Consider the following 18,323-nt stretch of genomic DNA (forward strand, 5'->3'; position numbering starts at 1 on the left):
CTGCCTCGCTTCACCGGTCCGCGGAGGAAAGATATGGTGAACGACGTATCGGCATACGAATGGCAACCGCGAGGGCACCGGTGAACGAACTCAAGACGGCGGAGCGAATCCGAGTGGCGATGGAGCTACTCGCGGAGCGCGCACCTGACGGCGACTACGTGTCCATCAACGACCTCTGGGATGCCTCGCTCGCGCGGGTTCCTCTAACGCCTCACGAAGCAGAACTCAACACGAAGGGGCTCGCGCGCGGTCACACGAACTGGCGGTTTGCGAGCTCGGAGTTCATCACGCCGGGCTGGTTGAGGAAAAACCCGTCGCTTGCTGGGGAGTGGGCGATCACGAAGCAGGGCATCGCGGCGCTCGACGAGCACCCCGATGACGAGCTCTTTGCCGAGGCTCAGCGGATCACTGGTGCCGAGCGCGCCCGGTTGCGAGACGAGACAGCAAGGTCCTTGCGTGAGGTCTGGCTCCCGACCGATAAGTCGCAGCGGCGTCTGCTCGCTGCTGCTGACATCATCGTTCAGGAGGGCTTGCGACAGGGGCTCTCTGCCTTCGCACCCGGGCGTGAAGTGTGGTCAGCGCGGAACATTCAAGACGTCCACGCACTGTGGGCAACGTCCGAGCGCGCCGAGGGACAGAACTTCATCGGGAATCTGCAGCTGCAGTTCGCCGCTGCGACTGACGATCAGCGTCTACTCATGGCTGAAGTGGTCGCCCTGCAGGTACTGCCTATTGGATGGATCATCGGGCACGCGAAGAAGCGCGAGCGCGTCCAGGCGATGCTCGACCTCATGGATCACCCGGTACAGATCCCCCGAGTGTTCGACGAAGCATTCAGCGGTGGCGCATTCCACCCAGGGCAGGGGATGCAGACGCACATCCAACGTGCCATCACCGTCATCCTCGATGTCTTGCTCGCATGGACCAAGCTCGACCACGACGCACAAGCTGATGCGCTCGCGAACCCGATCGCGTGGCGTGACATCGTGCTGTCGACGGGCGAGGCCTTCCCCACCCAGCGATTCGCCCTGCTCTATCTGGTGCATCCAGGATTCTTCGGCCCAATCGTCGCTCCCGAACACCGCTCACGCATTCGCTCGGCCTTCATCGGAGAAATCGGCGGAGCCTTCTCGGACGACCCCGACGCCGACCTGCAGCAGATCTTCATTGCGCTGCAGACGAAGGAGGGCAAGCCGGTCAATGTGTATGACGAGCCACTGCGCAGTTCGTGGCAATCGGCAGACGCCGAGATCACCACGCCTGTAACTGAAGAACAAACGGAGCCCACCGTTCGCGACGAGCAGTCCCACCCTCGCGGGTTCGTCCCCAGCGACGTCGACACGACGACCCTCGCCGCCTCGACCCACCTGTACGAGGAGTGGCTCGTCAAGGCCACGAAAGCGCTGCACCGCCGGGGACAGATCATTCTGTACGGCCCGCCTGGCACAGGTAAGACGTATGTCGCCCGAGCTCTCGCTGAGACATTGCGTCAACCCGGAACCGTCATCAAGCGCATCCAGTTCCACCCCTCGTATACCTATGAGGACTTCTTTGCCGGATATCGGCCGGTGACGGATGCCGCGGGCCAATTGTCCTTTTCTCTGACGCGCGGCCCGCTTCGAGAGATCGCGGACGAAGCGCGCAAGAACCCGGATGTCCCGCACGTGCTGATAATCGACGAAATCAACCGGGCGAATCTCAGCAAGGTCTTCGGCGAGCTGTACTACCTGCTCGAGTACCGCGACGACGCGATCGACGTGCTCTACGCGGGCTCCGGCGATGACGGCGGCAAGGCGTTCACCCTCCCGGCGAACGTGCTCATCATCGGCACGATGAACACCGCAGACCGCTCGATCGCACTTCTCGACTCGGCCATGCGCCGCCGCTTCTCGTTCTTCGAATTGCACCCCGATGTCGCACCGGTGAAGGACATCCTCGTCCGCTGGGCCGTGCATCACCCGCAGAGCCTGCCGGTGGCCGAGCTCTTCGAGCGCCTCAATTCGAGCATCCGTGATCGCGATGACCGCATCGGACCGAGCCATCTGCTGCGAACGGATGATCTCAGCGAAGACGACCTGAGCGCTGTGTGGGAGGAAAGCATCCTGCCGTTGCTCGAGGAGCGCCACATCGGAAGCGGGGTTGACGTGCATGTGAAGTACGGACTCAAGACGCTGCTGGACGGACTCGGCGCCGCTGAATCCGAGGCGACAGCGTCGGAGACATGAGTTCGACGGCGGTCGGCATCCGCGTCGAGGAGATTGCTGAGAAAGGCGAGTCCGTCGTCGCGCTGTCCGTGTCACAAGCGGCGCGTCTGCAGGAGTTGAAGTTCTGTCGCGTGTCTCCGACAGGGGATGCGGAACTTTGGCGCATCACCGACGTGACGCGCGTGGGAGTCGTCACGCTCGATGAACTTCGACTGATCATTCGACCCAAAACTCCCTTGCGGAGCCTGATCTTCATGGCCTCGTACTCGGGCGTGCAGGCTGACGTGAGCCACGCGACCTTCGCATTCGATGCTGATCACGATCTGCCCTCAACGCTGGCCTCAGCGCTGATGCGAGCAGTGCGCGCCGCAACAGGGCGAGGGCTGCTGAAGGGCTATGTGTCCGTCGAGGAGGCGGGCACGGTGATTCGCGGCCGATGGGACGTGGCACGCCAGTTGAGGGCACGGCCCGGCATTCCGGTGCCGGCTGAACTGACCTATGACGACTACACCGAGGACATCGCGGAGAACCGAATCGTCAAGTCTGCGCTGCGCGCGCTGGCGCGACTCGAACAGCTGCCCCGACGCGTCGTCGACGAACTCGGCCCGCTGCTGGGGATGTTCTCCGAGATCTCGGATCTGCGGGTTGGCGGTCGGCTCACCTTGCCGGCAGAGACCCGATTGAACGCGCACTACCAGCCGGCGCTTCGCCTCGCGCAATGGATTCTCGAAGCGACATCGTGGGCGCACGCAGAAGGAGCAAGTTCCGGTTCGACATTCCTGCTGAACGTCGCCAAGGTTTACGAGGACTTCGTCGGCTCGGTGCTCTGCGCGACGCTGAGGCCCGGAGGGTTCGAGGTCGATCTGCAGGTGTCGGACTGGCGATTGGACACCGCCGGCAAGATCCGGATGCGACCGGACATCGTAATCTCGCGTCGGGGTCGCGTCGTGGCTGTGGCCGACACGAAGTACAAGGTCTGGGGCGAGGGTGATGGCTCTCCGCCGAACGCCGACATATACCAAGGCCTTGCGTACGCCGTCACCGCACACGTGCCTGAGGTGCATCTGCTGTACGTGTCGAGAGACGTAGAGCCGCGGCGCTACGAAATTGCCGCGACTCAGACTGCGGTCGTGGCCCACGCAGTGGACATGGGCGGCAGGCCTGGAGAGTTGATTTCTCGAGTTGCAGATCTTGCGCGGGCGCTCGTCGGTTCAGCGGCGGTCTCACTGAATCGCTGAGGCGGAAGATTCCGCGATCACCCTCGGCACCGTCCGCGGGACATAATCGACGCAGTCCGATGACGCCTGACGAGGAGGGAGCGCACGGGCTTTTGAGCTCCCTTCTGGCGGCCTCACCCCGCCCCTCAGACCCGCTCACGGAATCACGATCACCTTCCCCGCGATCCGACCCTCCGCAGCCTCGGCATGCACCACAGGCAGTTCCTCGAGCGGAACCCGCCGCGTGACCTCGACCGTCAGCACCCCGGCATCCACGAGTCCGACGAGTTCGCGCAACTTCTCGGCGTCGCTCTGCACGAACACGACGACCGAGCGCACGCCGCGCTCGGCGTCGTCGGGTGCGGGCATCCACGCGGTGGTGCTGACGACGACTCCGCCGTCGCGCACGAGGCCGACCAGGGCGGTGAACTCGTCGGGCTCGATGGGGGCGAGGTTGAGTAGCAGGTCGACCTGGTCAGTCACGGCATCCTGCACCGTCGCCTGTGTGTGGTCGATGATCTCGTCGGCGCCGGCTGCGCGCACGGCATCCGCACTCCGGGGGCTCGCGGTCGCGATGACGTAGGCGCCCGCGCGCTTGGCGAGGGCGATCGCGTACTTGCCGACGACTCCGCCGGCGCCGACGATGAGCACGCGCTGGCCGGCTTCGAGTCCGCCCTCGTCGAACAGCGCCTGGCGCGCGGTGAGGGCGACCGACGGGAGTGCGGCGGCATCCGCCAGCGGAACACTCGTGGGCGCCGCGACGATCGAGTCGGCGGGAGCGACGACGTACTCGGCGGCACCTCCGTCGTCGGTCATCGGCAGGAAACCGATCACCGGGTCGCCGACCGCGAAGCCCTCTACGCCGTTGCCGATGGCGTCGATCGTTCCGGACACGTCGTATCCGGGGACGTGCGGGAGCCTCACCGGGATTGGCAGGAATCCGGCGCGCATGCCGTTGTCGGCGGCGTTGAAAGCGGATGCCGCGACGCGCACCCGCACCTGACCGGCCGCCGTAGTGGGCTGGTCGATCTCCTCGATGCGGAGAACCTCGGGACCGCCGACCTCGTGGAACCGTATTGCCTTCATGACTTCTTCCCTTTCGTAAGTACTTCGAATTCGAAGCACACGGCGACAGTAGCACTGCTTCGAATTCGAAGCAACCTATACTGGGATCATGAGTCGTCCCGCGCAGCTGTCCCCGCTCGAGCTCTCGGCGTACTTCGCGTTCACCGAGGTCAGTAGCCTGCTGCGGCACGAGGTCGAGAAGCAGCTGCGCGACGTCGGCAAGCTCAGCTACGTGCAGTTCCAGTTGCTCGCGCGGCTCGGCGATGCCCCCGGCGGGTCGCAGCGGATGACGGATCTCGCCGACGGAGTTGTGTACAGCCGGAGTGGGCTGACGTATCAGGCGCAGACGCTGGAGGAGCGCGGGCTGGTCACGCGGGCGCCGTCACCGGAGGATGAGCGGAGCACTCTGGTGACGCTGACCGATGCGGGGCGTGCGGTACTGGCGGAGGTGTTCCCCGGGCACATCGCGGTCGTGCGGAGGTTGCTGTTCGAGTCGCTAGATGAGCGGGATGTGGAGGTGCTGGAGCGGGTGATGACGCGGGCGAGTGGGCATCTGCGGGCTAATCCGCCGCGGAGTGCTGGGGGGCGGAGGAGCGACAAGTCGCGCGTCAAGTGAAGGCTGGCTAGACACCCTCGACGCGGCACGCGAAGGACGCACACAGAGGGGGTCTTTGGGGTCTCAGCGACGCCTTCGATCTCCGAGGCCCCGAAAATGGTCGCGGCATGGAGAGGTTCCGGGTGCTTGTCCTGCAATCGTGCGCATCGCATAGCAAGCTCGGAGACCTTCGAGAAACACTGGCTGAACGAGAACGCCACTTCCAGCAGAATCGCGTAGCCGCTCTTCTGCGACTCGCTTAACTGCCGTATCGCTTGTGTACCTTCATCGGATTGCGATCATCCTCAACTTTCGTAACGATGCCCCGCTGCTTCAGGGACTCGAGCAGCCTGAGGTTGTCGGCAGTGTTCGGCACCCTCGGCTTGTCTCGACCAAATCGGGTCAGCTGACTGTAGTCACTACCAAGGGAGTTCAGAACGCCGAAGAGCTGCACGTCCGACGCGGAGTCCAGGTAGGGCATGAGGTGATGCAGCACCTCGCTCTTCCCAATATGGCGACTTGCCATCTGTTCGACGACCGAAAAACTCACGAGGACTCCGAGCCTTCGAGCAGCCTTCCCGATTTCGACAAAACCAGCTGCCCCACCGGCTGATGTGTACTCGTCAGCATTCTCAGTGATTACCCGCTTCGCCTCGTCCGTCACCGAGGCGCTCGCAAGCACCTTCGCCAGGTCGACCCCGACGAGCTCCGGTGTTACCCATTCGGCGAACTTCGGCGATACGGCGATGACGCGCTCACGCGTCGCCCAGTCCGCAGAAGCAAGATGCTCGTAGGTCGCGGCGCTGCCGGAGATCACCCGGCGAGCGACCAGCTCGGGATACAGCGCACCCGACTCGACGGGCAGATCAGCGACCGCGAGCCACGCCTTCAGCCCGAGACTTTCCGCCAGCTTCGCTCGAAGCTCAGCACCAAGTGTGGACGGGGTGGAGATCAGGGTTACGGCGAGGCTGCGCTTCTCGTCCTCGTCGGCATCTTCGTGCTCGGTGATCTTTTCCGCCGACGAAAGCACCACAGCGAGATTCACGTCCGCGCTGCCGACCTGTTCGATGTATCTCGTCACGTTCGAGAAGGTGGCCGGGAACTTATCGTGCGCCGCGAGCACGGGCCAAGTCTCCTCGGGCGCGTCCTCGACATCCGCAATGCGGCTCTCGTCTGAGACGCTCCCGATGAAGCGCTCGAGCAGCTCTGGCGCCGCCTCCTGCACTTCGGTTATCACGACGTGGAACCGGTCGGCCGCATGGTTCGTCGCCGAGTGACCGTCGACAGCGTCAAGGTAGCTCAACAGCTCGGCAAGCACCTTCGCATAGACGTCTGCACGGTGAGAAGCCCTGAGCTGGTCGAGGCCAAGGCCGACCTCGTCGCCGACCGCCGCCTGGAGGTTGGACAGGCTCATCTCATACAGACCGAGCTTCACGAAGGCCGGCCGCACGGCGTCGCTGGTTCCTGATAGGTCAGGCAGCGACAGCCCGGCGTCCTTGAATAGAAGCGCGATGCGTTCGGCTCGCGCAGCAGGCAAAGCGTCGCTCGCGATTGCGGGCAGCTGCGCGTAGTTCGCCGCGAGGTAGGCCTTCGTCTTCTCTGTCACGGTTTGCTTCGGCTTTGTAGCCAAGCTCGCGAGGCAGGCGCTGACGAGCGTGATTCTCGTCTCGTCATCCAGGTCGACGTCCGCTACCAAGTAGTTGAGTACTCGCGTGCTCCGTGCCGTGAGCTTCCTCACTAGCTCCTCGCGCGATGCACCGCTGCTCAGGTAGCTCTGGAGGAATCGCGTGCTATCGGCATCGAGGCGCGCAAGAGCCGTGACCATGATGTCGGCGTCTGGACTACTCGTTGTCAGCAGGTAGTCCAGGATGGCGATATTGAACAGCGCAGAGTCTGCCAACGAGCGAGGGCTACGCTCACGAATGACGGCTTCCGCGTCTTCGGCGGTCAGCACAAACTGCTCGTCCATGAGCCCACGCTCGACGTGGTGGATGATGAAGTTCGTGGCCGCTGGACTGACCCGGTCCCCATGGAACGTCGATGTGTAGAGCGTGAAGTTGCGATCGATATAGCCCGCACGGATCAGATTGAACGCGAGTCCCTTGGTCAGCAGCTTCTCTGCCACAGCGGCGAGGGACTGTGCGGTGCCCTCATGCTCAACCAGGAAATCGGGCCGGTTCATCAGTTCGCCCATGTCAGACGTACGTAGGAACGCGAGCTGCTCCTGCAACTCTCGTACTTGCTCAGACTCGGCCTCATCGTCAGCTTCACGCCAGGCGTCGGCGTCGAGCGAATCGCTGACAAGAGCGGACACATCCGAACGCCGCAGCTCTATGTGATGACGGCTGTAGTGAGGGTTCTGCCAACCGAGCGTGGGGTCGCCCTCGCCGCTCGCGAGCTTGCGCCAGAATTCAACTGACTCGAAAGCAGCTGGCTCGACTCTCTGCCCATCGATGTAGTAAAACGCGTTCGGCTTCTGGTAGCTTCCTGTCCGCACCATGAGATCGATGCGAGACACAAGCTGCTTGCCGAGCCGTGAGGCGCGCTGCTTCGCCAAGGTGCGTCGCGAGATCTCCATGCGTGCGACGCGGAGCTCCCGCTCGGCTCGACGGATGTTCTCCGCCACCAACGTCCGGCTGATCTCGTAGAGCTTGTCGAGCTTGCTCTTGCCGAGCCGGATGACCTCAAAGTCACTCAGGTGCGTGCTCTTGTAAAGCATCATCGCGAACAGCTGCGTCTCGCTCAGCTCGAGCTGCTTCCCGTCCCCGGCAAAGATCCTGTCGCGGAAGACGATGAACTCGTTGCGCACATTCTTGAGCAGACGCATGTCCGGCACGAACCGGCCGGCAAGATCGATCAGGTCTGGCGACACGTCGTGCTCAATGCCACGCAGGATCTGCGTGGTCAAGTTGCGCGCGCTTCGATGCGTGATGAACGGGACGACCGGAATGACGAGGTCGAAGAACTTGGTGCGGTTCGCACGCACGATCTCAGCCTGCGCTGGGTCCTCAATCTCGATGAGTGCCACGTCGACCTTGCGTTTCTCGTGCTCGAGACTCACGCGGTCGAAGATGCTGTCCTTGATGGCGTAGATGAAGCGGATCGGCTTCTTGATCTGCGGTGATGCGTTGAGGAGCGCGTTCAGGGAGCGCAGCGTTTCAAAGATGTGTGAATCGTTGAAGCGGTCGATGTCTTCGAAGATCACGATGTCGCGCTTCGAGGTCTCGAAGAAGTAGACGATCTCGTCCAAGTACTGATCGAAATAAGAGACTGACTTCTCGTCCAGCGTCACGGCGGCAGGGCCAGCCGAGAACTGGCGGATGTGGATCCGGCCGTGAAGAAGAGCGCGAGCGGCAACGATGCCGACAGCCGCGAGTACCGCGATGATCGGGTACACCCAGAGACTCAGCTCAAACAGCGGTCGGAGCGTGCGTTCGATCGTCCCCGCCCATCCCAAAATCATGAAGGCAATCGAAACGACCACGCCTCCCATGAGGGCAAGCGCAATCTCGCGTCCCCAGCTGAAACCTTCGATTCGACGGAAGCGTGAAGCCCGCGCTGACTTCGGTTCTTCTCGATAGAGCAGCTGCTTGACGATCTCCTGCTGGATGCGGTTCGTTGGCGTCCTTGCTTGAGCCGGGACCGAATCATCGACCTCGGAGTCGTCAATCGGTGAAAGAGTCGAGAGCGAGAGTTCGACCACGCGGCCATCATGATCCCCAGCGACGCGTCCCAAGATGCTGCTCTTGCCGACGCCGTAGTTTCCGGAGAGCGCGATGTTCAGGACATCGTCCTTCTTCAGGTTCTCGGCGATGGCCTCGGCGTATTGTGCGTGCTCGGTTTCGATGAACTCGGGCGTAAGCGCGGTCAAGTCCCAGCTCGGAGCCCCAGGCTTGGCGTTGAGAGCAATGTCGGCCTTCTTCGCGCGCCGCTCCTCGAAGTAGTCCTTCACCCGCCTGATCACGACTCTGTCTCCGTGACCTCATTAAGGGGAAGCTCGTCGCTCGCCTCTATGTTCGACGCAGATAGCGGTTTGCGCACGTCGACCACCGATGACCGCAGCGTCATTCCGGTTCTTGACGCTGCGACGGCGACAACCGAAGGGAGTCGGCGAATGCGGTCGACGGAGCTCTTCGTGCCGCGATACTGCAGCGCCAGGAACCATCCGTGCGTGGCGCCATCGGACGTGAGGTAGCTCGGAAGCTGCGCCTCGAGGCCGTTCCAGAACTTGCCGTTATGCAACTTCTTGACCTCGATCAAGACTCGCGTTGTGGTTCCGGACGCCGCCTTGAAGTCGACCGGTCCTCGTCCAAGTTCCACCTCACGGTCGATCTCGACATTGAACTGGCGTAGGTAAGGCTGCGCCAATCCGAGGAACAGCAATTGCGCCGCCTCCTCGGGCTTTTCCGATCCATCCGAGTTCCAGAGCAGGCTCCATCCACGTTGCTGCTCTACAAAGTGCTGGAACCGGTCGACGAGCTCACCGACCAATATGAGCAGGTCGTCATGTGACGTGATGGTACGCGCTGTGAGGGGATACTCAGCTGCGTACGCAACTGGCGCCTGGTCCCACTGAACGACGCCGAGCGGATCCGCGCTGAAGTCGTAGCCGTGGAGGTCTTGTCGACTCGTCTGTTCACGAGCCCATTCGCGCACTCGATCCGGGTGGCGGCGTGCCCAGCTGACGATGTCGGCCTTCCGCACGGCTTCGCCGACCTGGAGGTTGAGGGTGAGTCGGATGTCTTCGTTGAAGTGCGAGTCGAACCAGTCATCGGCGTTCAGTGTCGGAAGCTCGTTGAGCAGCGCTCGCGGCAGCAGGATGACCGGTCGACCGTCATTCGGGTTCGTTGGAAGCTGCACATCTTCGGCGATCCAGCGGGCTGCATCGAGCGAGACACGTGCCGACTTCACACGGTGTGTGTCGAGCGGGATGCCGTGCCGTTCGGCGATCATCTGGGTGTATGCGATGAAACGCGCCTTAAGCACGTTGACTGTGGCGTCGGAAATCCGGTCGGGACCAATGCCGACATTGAGGATGCCGATCTCCTCGATATGTTCAGGTTGCGTGAGTCCGGCTGCGATCGCAGTCGCGATGCCGTCCGCCATGGTCGCGGCAAATCGATCGCCCGAACCCGAGCCGCTCGTGCCGCTGGCCGTGTATCCCAAGCCAACCTCGAATGGCTCCGGGAACGTCAGGAGCCGCCGAGCTGCTTGCGCCGAAACGGACGTCGAGCTGGTCGCTCTCGCCACCAGGCCGTAGCAATGGACGAAGTGCGCAATGAGCTGCTCGTGGGCACTGGCCCACTCCCCTCCGGCTTCGAGGAGCAACAGCGGATCGATGAACAGCTTGGTATCGACCGTCAGATGGGGGTCGAACCAATCGTCAGCAGCTGTCTGAGTGACGCCGAAGTGCTCCGAGAATCGCATGGCTACGCGCACCTCCGAAGAGGCTTCGTGGATGCGGAGTCGACACGGCTCATCATCGCTGTGCCTTGCTGCCAGCGAGGACTTCGGCCTGCTCGAGCACCAGCTCAATCGCCTTCGCCTCTGCGTCCGGCGGGTAGTCGTACTTCGCCAGCAAGCGCCGAACCTTCGTGCGCATCGCAGCGCGGACTGAATCCTTGAGGTTCCAGTCGATCGTTGCCGATGCACGAACCGCGGTGACGAGTTCCTGCGCGATCTTCTTGAGTGTGTCGTCACCAAGCTCGAGTACCGCGGCATCGTTGAGCCGGACGGCGTCGTAGAAGGCTGCCTCGTCTTCCCTCAACCCGAGCGACTTGTGGCGGGCGTCCTCTGCGCGCATCGTCTTCGCAAGCTTCACGAGCTCCGCAATGATCTCTGCCGTAGTCAGCGATCGGTTCGTGTAGCGGTTGATCGCCTCTTCGAGCTGCTCGGAGAACTTCCGGGCCTGCACGACGTTGGTCCGCTGCACAGTGCGGATCTGGTCGTTCAGCAACCGTCGAAGCAGACCCATCTGGAGGTTCGGCTTCTCCTTCTCCGCGAGCGAGTCAAGGAACTCCTCCGACAGAAGCGACAGCTCAGGGGTCTCGACGCCGGCCAGCTGGTAGACGTCGATCACCTGATTTGCCGACACGGCCTCGTTCAAGAGCTGACCGAGGGCGGTGTCGATCTCGACACTGCCGCTGCCGCCCCGACCCGAGTCGGGGTTCTGGATCTTGAGAATCGCCGCACGTACGTCAGTGAACAAGCGGACGTCGTTCCGAATGGCCGCCGCTTCATCGCGCGCGCCGGCCAGCGCGAATGCCTTTGCGAGCGCCAGCACCTGATCGTTGAAGCGGCTCGTTCGATCGGGATCGGCCATCACGAAGTCGAGCACCTTGGCGTACTCCGCAAGACGCTGCGATGGTGACAGTGCCGGGGACGCGTCGTAGCTCACGCCGTGAAGTAGTCCCCGCACGACGTCGTGCTTCTCGAGCATGATGTTGACCATGTCCTCGATCGGCACACCAGCCTGATCACGGTCGGACGGTGAGTACTCGCTCAGCGCGCTCTGCAGGTTGTCGAAGATGCCGATGTAGTCGACGATCAGTCCGCCCGGCTTGTCCCGGAACGTTCGGTTCACGCGTGCGATGGCCTGCATGAGCCCTGCGCCCTGCATGGTCTTGTCGACGTACATCGTGTGCATAGACGGTGCGTCGAAGCCCGTCAGCCACATGTCCCGCACGATGACCAGCTCAAGCGGATCATCGGCGTTCTTGGCCCGCGCCTTGAGATCCTTGCGCACGTCCTTCGAGTGAATGTGCGGCTGGAACTCTGCCGGGTCGGCCGCCGAGCCGGTCATGACGACCTTGATCTTGCCCTTGGTCGGATCGTCGGAGTGCCACTCCGGGCGCAGCGCCACGATCTTCTCGTAGAGGCGGACCGCGATGCGGCGGCTCATTGTGACGATCATGCCCTTACCGAGGATCGACTCGCGTCGCTTCTCCCAGTGCTCAACGATGTCTGCAGCCACCATGTCGAGACGCGCATCGGCGCCGACGATCGCTTCCAGCCGCGACCACCGCGACTTTGCGGCAGTGGCAGCGTCCTCTTCGACCTGCTCGGTGACTTCCTCGACAAGTTCGTCGAGTGCGGCGTAGTCCTCGGCTGACAGATCGACCTTGGCGAGGCGGGATTCGTAGAAGATGCGGACGGTCGCACCATCCTCGACAGCACGCGTCAGGTCGTAGACGTCGACGTAGTCGCCGAATACGGAGCGCGTCGACTTGTCCGCCGAGTCAATCGGCGTTCCGGTGAAGCCGAGATAGGTAGCCCCTGGCAAAGCGTCGCGCATGTGCTTCGCGAGACCGGCCTTGAGTCGTCCGCTGCGGTCGAGGTACTCGCTGAAGCCGTACTGCGAGCGATGCGCCTCGTCCGCGATCACGATGACGTTGCGTCGATCCGTGAGCACGACGTTCGCGTCACCGTCCTCGCCAGGTGCGAACTTCTGGATTGTCGTGAAGACGATGCCGCCGGATGCGCGGGTCAGTCTCGTGCGCAGATCCTTACGGGTCTCGGCCTGAACGGGCGATTCAGGCAGGATGTGCGCTGGCGCAAAGACTTCTTCGTAGAGCTGGTTGTCCAGGTCGTTACGGTCCGTGATGAACACGAGCGTCGGGTTGGCCATCCGCGCATCACGCATCACCTTCGCGGCGTAGAACACCATCTCAAAGCTCTTGCCCGAACCCTGGGTGTGCCAGACGACACCACCACGACGGTCACCGGATGGACTCGATGCCTGAATGGTCGACTCGACCGCGGCGTTGACTGCCCAGTACTGGTGGTACTTCGCGACCCTCTTGATGAGGACGGAGGTCTTCTGCTTCGTGACCTTATCGGTCACCGTCTCGCGGCTGAACACAACGAAGTTGCGGAGCAGGTCGAGGAAGCGAGTCTTGTCAAAGACGCCTTTGATGAGCACCTCAAGGGCCGGCCGATCAGTGATGACCGTCCTGCCGTCCATGGTCTTCCACGGCGCGTAGTGCTCGAACGCTCCGCTGTAACTACTCATCGCAGCCGATGTGCCATCGGAGATGACCGTCACCGCGTTCGCCAGGAACACCGACGGTATATCCTTCCGATACGTCTGCACCTGGTTCCAAGCGGACTTGAGCGTCGCGTGTTCGGCGGCCGGGTTCTTGAGCTCCAGCAGCGCCAGCGGGATTCCGTTGACGAACACGAGTACGTCGGGGCGGCGGTTCTTGCCGTTCTCGATAATCGTGAACTGGTTAAGCGCGACCCAGTCGTTGCGCTCGGGCCGCTCGAAGTCGATCAGGTTGATCGTGCGCGTCCGGAGGATGCCATCGGAGCCACGCTGCTCGACGGGCACCCCCTCAGTGACGAGCTTGTGTAGCCGGTAGTTCTCGTCGATCGCGCTCTGCGACTCGGCCCGGCGCACGCGCTTGATGGTCTCAACGACTGCATCGTTGTCGAGACCGGGGTTCAGGAGTCGAATCGCGTCGCGCAGCCGATCCCACAGGAAGACTTCCTCATACGACTCACGCTGAGCAGCAGCTTCGCCGGGCGCGAGGCTCGGGCCGTGCAGCGTGTGATAGCCAAGCTGCGCGAAGTACTCGAGCGCGGCTAGCTCTACGACGTTCTCGTTGAAAGCGCTCATCGTGACATCTCTCCCTCGGCTGTCAATCCCAGGCCGCTTCGCAAGGCAGCCTGGACGGTCGCAGTATCGGAGTCAGCCAGATCGGCGACGGCTGCTGCGCGCGAGACCGCGCTCATAACGCCGGCAGCGAAGGTGTCTCGCGCTTGCCAGTCGACGGGTAGATCTACCTCAAGGCGTTCTAGCCGCCTTTCCAGCTGCTCAAAAAAGCTCGCCGGATAAACACCACGCAGTGGATCTACGACGGCTCTCCAGTCGAACACCTCGCTGGCTACAGCCGGGACCGCTGGCGCCGTATCCGCCTCGGCTGATTCGAACAGAATGTCTGAAAATGGGAAGTCTGAAGACTCCAGGCCGTTCTTCGCCTGTTGAGATAGCTGTAGCCCCTCGATTTCCATTGCTTCTGGCAGCGTCGCCCCATCAAGGAGCAACGTTGCGTCAAACCTCGCTCGCCGAAGGTCCAGTCCAGATGACGCATCCAAATCATTCGCGGCCACTTCTGACGGAAAGCGTGAATTGGAGAGATCGACGTAACCGACAGCTCCGCTCAGGTCCAGCTGGGGACCTCGAACAGCGTTACGTAGACGCAGGCCGCCGAAGGTCGAGTCCGCGACCGTCAATGAAGTTGCGGGACGCGAATCATCTTCCCTCACCGGTTGAGAGAACGATGTCTTCAGCGTGTCAGAGCCGATTCGAGCTTCCCCTCCAATCACCATCTGATCGAGATAGATGCTCGCCGTGAACTCTTCGAAAGCGAGCGCGACCTCCCCACCAACCTCGGCCTCAGTGGCACGCAGATCGTAGTCGAGGATCTGCCCAGCTACTGATAGCGAGCCACCCACCCGCGCCGAGGAGAGGTCGAGGGACTCTTTCACGTGGTCTACTGGCCGGTTCACGTTGTCTTGCTCCCAGTTCAAGATGACGTCGCCGTCGCACTCGATTCCTGAAAGGACGGGGACGACGGAGTCGGCGCGGCGTGTCAGCGATAGATCTCCGAGCACCCGGGCACCCGTGAAGTCGACTGCCTTGAGTTGCCCCGCAATAACGAGATCGAGATCGCCAAGGACAGTTCCGCGGAAATCCCACGATGCAATACCCCATGCCGCTTCCGTGCCCGTGAGCCGTCGCGCGAGCTCTGCTGTGATGAGTCGAATCTCTTCCCTTACCCCCGGGCCGAAAATCGAATCGTCTTCGATCGCCTTTTTCTCACCTAGCGCCCGCAAATGCGACGTCAGCACGTCGAAGCAGCGCTGCGTGCCAGACTTCCACTCGTCGCCGAGCGCGAGTACCAGATGAGCTCCCGCGATGCGAGAGATCGGCTGCGCTGTCGCGAGCAGGCCGACTGCCTTCGAGAAACGCTCAATGAGCGCGAACTCCTGATCGGCACGATGCTTGTCACCCGCGCGCTGGTCTTCCTGAGCATCGATCTTCCCTCGAGCTTCAGACAGCAGGTGAGAACGGAACTTGAGTACTGCGTAGGCTGCGGTCAATACACCAGCGATCAATGTCGCAGCGACGATCACTGGGCTCGCGATGTTCGCCTTGTCCGGCAGCGAGAAATCCTCGGCGCCGAAGGCGAGCAGCAACAATATCGAGTAGAGCGCGATCAGGCCAGAAACCACCGCAAGCACAAGCCGCAGCAGCGGAGCCCTTAGCAGCCATGGTTCGGTGCCGGTGCTCGAGCGGCGCTTGTTGGACCCGATCAGCATCCAAATCACGAGGATCACAAACACTGCGCCGCAGACAACTGCAGCCCAGGCGGTCACCGGCCACTCCGGCCATCCGTTCATCCGGATTGACCTTTCAACTCCGTCGGAGAAATCCGGCCCGACAGCAGCTCGGGGAGAAGCGCGTCGCGCAGCGCCGTGAGGCGTCGGGTTTCATCACGCAGCGAGGTCATGCGGTCGAACAACGGCATGGCGAACGAATTGAACGCAGAAAGTGCTTGCTGTGAGGGCTCACCAATGCGGTATTCGTCGAAGCCGGAGGCCTGGAACCGTTGGCGTCCCGATGATCCCGTCATGCGCCGAATCGCCCATTCACGGAGAGTGTCGCTTCGCGCAAGAGCGTAAATCCATGGCGTTGTAAACGCTCCCGACGGGGAGAGCACGATGTACTCAGTAGAGCCCCATCCGACCTCGCCATCGTCGAGCATGTCGACGATGGCGGTCTTCCCGTTCTCCAGGCATGGGGTGATTCGTGCCATCAAGACATCACCGTTGACGAACTTCTGTCCAGTTCCGAACGCCCGGATGTCCCAGTCGTACACCGTCGGAGAGAACTCCGGGAGTGCTGACATCCCCACATACGTAGCTTCAGAACCTCGACTCAGCTTTCGCCTGACGTTGACGTCAATTAGATCGGAAAGGGCCGTCCCTGTACGCGACATCTCGATGTCAAAATCGCGATCGAAGCGTGCGCGCACAAGTTGATCAATCAGATCGATCGACCTCAAATTCGACTCGATCTTGTCATCAAGTGTGCCGAGCGTCGCCGAGATGTCGCGCTGCTCGGGCAGACTGGGGACAGTCACCGGAATTGCAGCGAGGTCTTTCTGTCGAAGGTACGGCAGGGCGCTTCCTTCAGCCCACGACGAAAGACGAACGCTCTCGAGTAGGAAGAGCAGAAATCGCTCGTCAACTGAGCCGCGCTTTGGGATTGCGGCCATCATATTGTTGTCCATAGCCGTCGGACGAGTGATCTGGCGCAGACGTTCGGCTTTGAGGCCCTCTCCAATCTTGGCGAAGGCTACCGAACCAGCTGGGGCGAGTTTGACCTTCATCCGTTTTGCGGTCTCGTCCGTGACCCAGTTGTTAGCTGCGACTATGCGCTTACTGTTTGCGGGGAGGGTCATATCGCTGACCTTGATGAACGGATAGTCTCCGACGATGTGCCCTTGCTCGGATTGCGGGAACGCTCCTCCGGCCTGGAACTGACACAACTCCCCTAGCGGCATGCTGCGCCACCCCGCTGTCACGCGAGTTCTCCTAGCCGCGCGCGCACTTCATTCTCGAGATCGCGTCCACGGTCGAACTCCGCAATCAGTTCGTGCCTAAGGCGCTCGAGCCGCGCCGCTATTGGCTCGTCATCCAGCTCGGCTTCCGCAGCTCCGACATAACGTCCCGGCGTCAGCACGAAGTCGTGCGCCTCGATCTCGTCGAGCTTGGCCGCCTTTGCGAAGCCGAGGACGTCTTCGTGCACACCACCGTGATTGCGCCAGGCGTGGTAGGTGTCCGCAATCTTCGCGATGTCCGAGTTGCCTAGTACGCGCAAGCGACGCGACTCCATGCTGCCGAGCTTGCGAGCATCGATGAACAGAACCTCGCCGCGCCGCTCGCGGTGCCCGTTGCCGTGACGCTCCTTACTGATGAACCAGAGCGAGACCGGGATGCCTGTGTTGAAGAAGAGCCTGTCGGGCATCGCCACGATGCAGTCCACAAGGTCGGCCTCTACGAGCTTGCGTCGGATCTCATCTTCGCCACCGCTCTTGGATGAAAGCGAGCCGTTCGCGAGCACGAATCCCGCCGTGCCCTTCGGGCTCAAGTGGTGAACGAAGTGCTGCACCCAAGCGAAGTTGGCATTGCCCTGCGGGGGTGTCCCGTACTTCCAGCGCGGATCATCCGCGAGCTTGCCGTCCCACCAGTCGGAGACGTTGAACGGCGGGTTCGCGATGATGAAGTCCGCACGGAGATCTGGGTGAAGATCCTCTGTGAAGGAATCGGCTGACTTCGGGCCGAGGTCGGCCTCGATGCCTCGTAGCGCGAGGTTCATCTTGGCGAGCTTCCACGTCGTGTCCGTGTACTCCTGCCCGTAGACCGAGATGTCGGTGCGCTTGCCGCCATGCGCCTTAACGAACTCAGCGGACTGCACAAACATGCCGCCTGAGCCTGCAGCTGGGTCGTAGACGCGGCCCTTGTACGGCTCGAGCATCTCGATCAGCGTCTTAACGACGCTTCGCGGCGTATAGAAGGCACCAGCATCCTTGCCAGTCTCCTTGCCGGCGAACTGCCCGAGGAAGTACTCGTAGACGCGCCCGAGCACATCGTCGGCTCCATGGTCGTCAGTGCTGGTGAAGCCGATGCCGCCGATCAGGTCGACGAGCTCACCGAGGCGTCGCTTGTCAAGTCCGTCACGCCCGTAGTTGCGCGGAAGTACACCTCGGACAGACGGGTTCTCCTTCTCGATGAGGTCCATCGCCGTGTCGATGTCTTGGCCGACCGTCGTAAGCTTCGCGCGCGACTGCACGTAGCCCCAGCGCGCGTTCTCGGGCACCCAGAAGACGTTCTGGCTGGTGTACTCGTCACGGTCCTCGAGGAAGGATGCGACCCGCTCCGGCTTGATTCCGTCTGCGAGCAACTCTGACTCCAGCGACCCGCGGCGTTCCTCGAAGCGGTCTGAGATGTACTTCAGGAAGACGAGCCCGAGCACGACATGCTTGTACTCGCTCGGCTCCTGATTTCCGCGCAGCTTGTCGGCAGCGTCCCACAGTCGCTGCTCCAGCGTCTTCGTTGGTTTTGGCTTCGCGGTTCGTCCTGCCATGGTGTGCTGTCGTCTCCTTGATTCCGAGCGCCTCGTCACCTGGTGCCGGCGGTGTTCTCGATCTCACGGTATCGGTCGCATACCGGCAT

General features: G+C 62.3%; 10 protein-coding genes. 3 read left to right on the plus strand and 7 right to left on the minus strand.

All coding sequences use genetic code 11. The features are described 5' to 3' along the window. Nucleotides 1–80 precede the first annotated feature (80 nt). Nucleotides 81–2,225 (plus strand): McrB family protein, encoded by a 2,145-nt coding sequence (locus tag AUC47_RS04150; RefSeq protein ID WP_179297505.1) that lies wholly within the window; start codon nt 81–83, stop codon nt 2,223–2,225. Beyond that, complete coding sequence (locus tag AUC47_RS04155; RefSeq protein WP_096713949.1) at nt 2,222–3,442, plus strand: McrC family protein; 1,221 nt, start codon at nt 2,222–2,224, stop codon at nt 3,440–3,442. Before AUC47_RS04150 ends, AUC47_RS04155 begins: the two co-directional genes overlap by 4 nt. A gap of 135 nt (nt 3,443–3,577) precedes the next feature. Here AUC47_RS04155 and AUC47_RS04160 read toward each other — a convergent pair whose 3' ends face one another. Further along, on the minus strand, nt 3,578–4,507 hold the full coding sequence (locus AUC47_RS04160) for an NADP-dependent oxidoreductase (RefSeq protein WP_096713950.1): 930 nt from the start codon (nt 4,505–4,507) through the stop codon (nt 3,578–3,580). A gap of 88 nt (nt 4,508–4,595) precedes the next feature. Here AUC47_RS04160 and AUC47_RS04165 point away from each other — a divergent pair, with 88 nt between their 5' ends. After that, the gene (locus AUC47_RS04165; RefSeq protein ID WP_096713951.1) at nt 4,596–5,102 is read left to right on the plus strand and encodes a MarR family winged helix-turn-helix transcriptional regulator; all 507 of its coding nucleotides are present in this window, start codon (nt 4,596–4,598) and stop codon (nt 5,100–5,102) included. A 238-nt stretch (nt 5,103–5,340) separates the two neighbouring features. Here AUC47_RS04165 and AUC47_RS04170 read toward each other — a convergent pair whose 3' ends face one another. From AUC47_RS04170 to AUC47_RS04195, 6 genes are read right to left on the minus strand one after another with little or no spacing between them, the layout of a single operon-like run. After that, the gene (locus AUC47_RS04170; RefSeq protein WP_441338619.1) at nt 5,341–9,045 is read right to left on the minus strand and encodes a YobI family P-loop NTPase; all 3,705 of its coding nucleotides are present in this window, start codon (nt 9,043–9,045) and stop codon (nt 5,341–5,343) included. After that, nucleotides 9,042–10,508, minus strand: coding sequence for a hypothetical protein (locus AUC47_RS04175; RefSeq protein WP_096713952.1), 1,467 nt, complete (start codon nt 10,506–10,508; stop codon nt 9,042–9,044). Before AUC47_RS04175 ends, AUC47_RS04170 begins: the two co-directional genes overlap by 4 nt. 52 nt (nt 10,509–10,560) lie before the next feature. After that, nucleotides 10,561–13,698 carry a type I restriction endonuclease subunit R gene (locus tag AUC47_RS04180; protein ID WP_096713953.1) on the minus strand — a complete coding sequence of 1,046 codons (3,138 nt, stop codon included), beginning with the start codon at nt 13,696–13,698 and terminating at the stop codon, nt 10,561–10,563. Further along, nucleotides 13,695–15,461, minus strand: a complete 1,767-nt coding sequence (locus AUC47_RS04185; protein ID WP_096713954.1) for a hypothetical protein — start codon at nt 15,459–15,461, stop codon at nt 13,695–13,697. The genes AUC47_RS04180 and AUC47_RS04185 overlap by 4 nt, the downstream gene beginning before the upstream one ends. Before the next feature lie 20 nt (nt 15,462–15,481). Further along, the gene (locus AUC47_RS04190) at nt 15,482–16,672 is read right to left on the minus strand and encodes a restriction endonuclease subunit S (RefSeq protein WP_143740698.1); all 1,191 of its coding nucleotides are present in this window, start codon (nt 16,670–16,672) and stop codon (nt 15,482–15,484) included. Beyond that, the gene (locus AUC47_RS04195; protein ID WP_096713956.1) at nt 16,669–18,234 is read right to left on the minus strand and encodes a class I SAM-dependent DNA methyltransferase; all 1,566 of its coding nucleotides are present in this window, start codon (nt 18,232–18,234) and stop codon (nt 16,669–16,671) included. The genes AUC47_RS04190 and AUC47_RS04195 overlap by 4 nt, the downstream gene beginning before the upstream one ends. Nucleotides 18,235–18,323 lie beyond the last annotated feature (89 nt).

It is taken from the genome of Microbacterium sp. SZ1, assembly GCF_002362255.1.
Classification (GTDB): Bacteria; Actinomycetota; Actinomycetes; order Actinomycetales; family Microbacteriaceae; genus Microbacterium.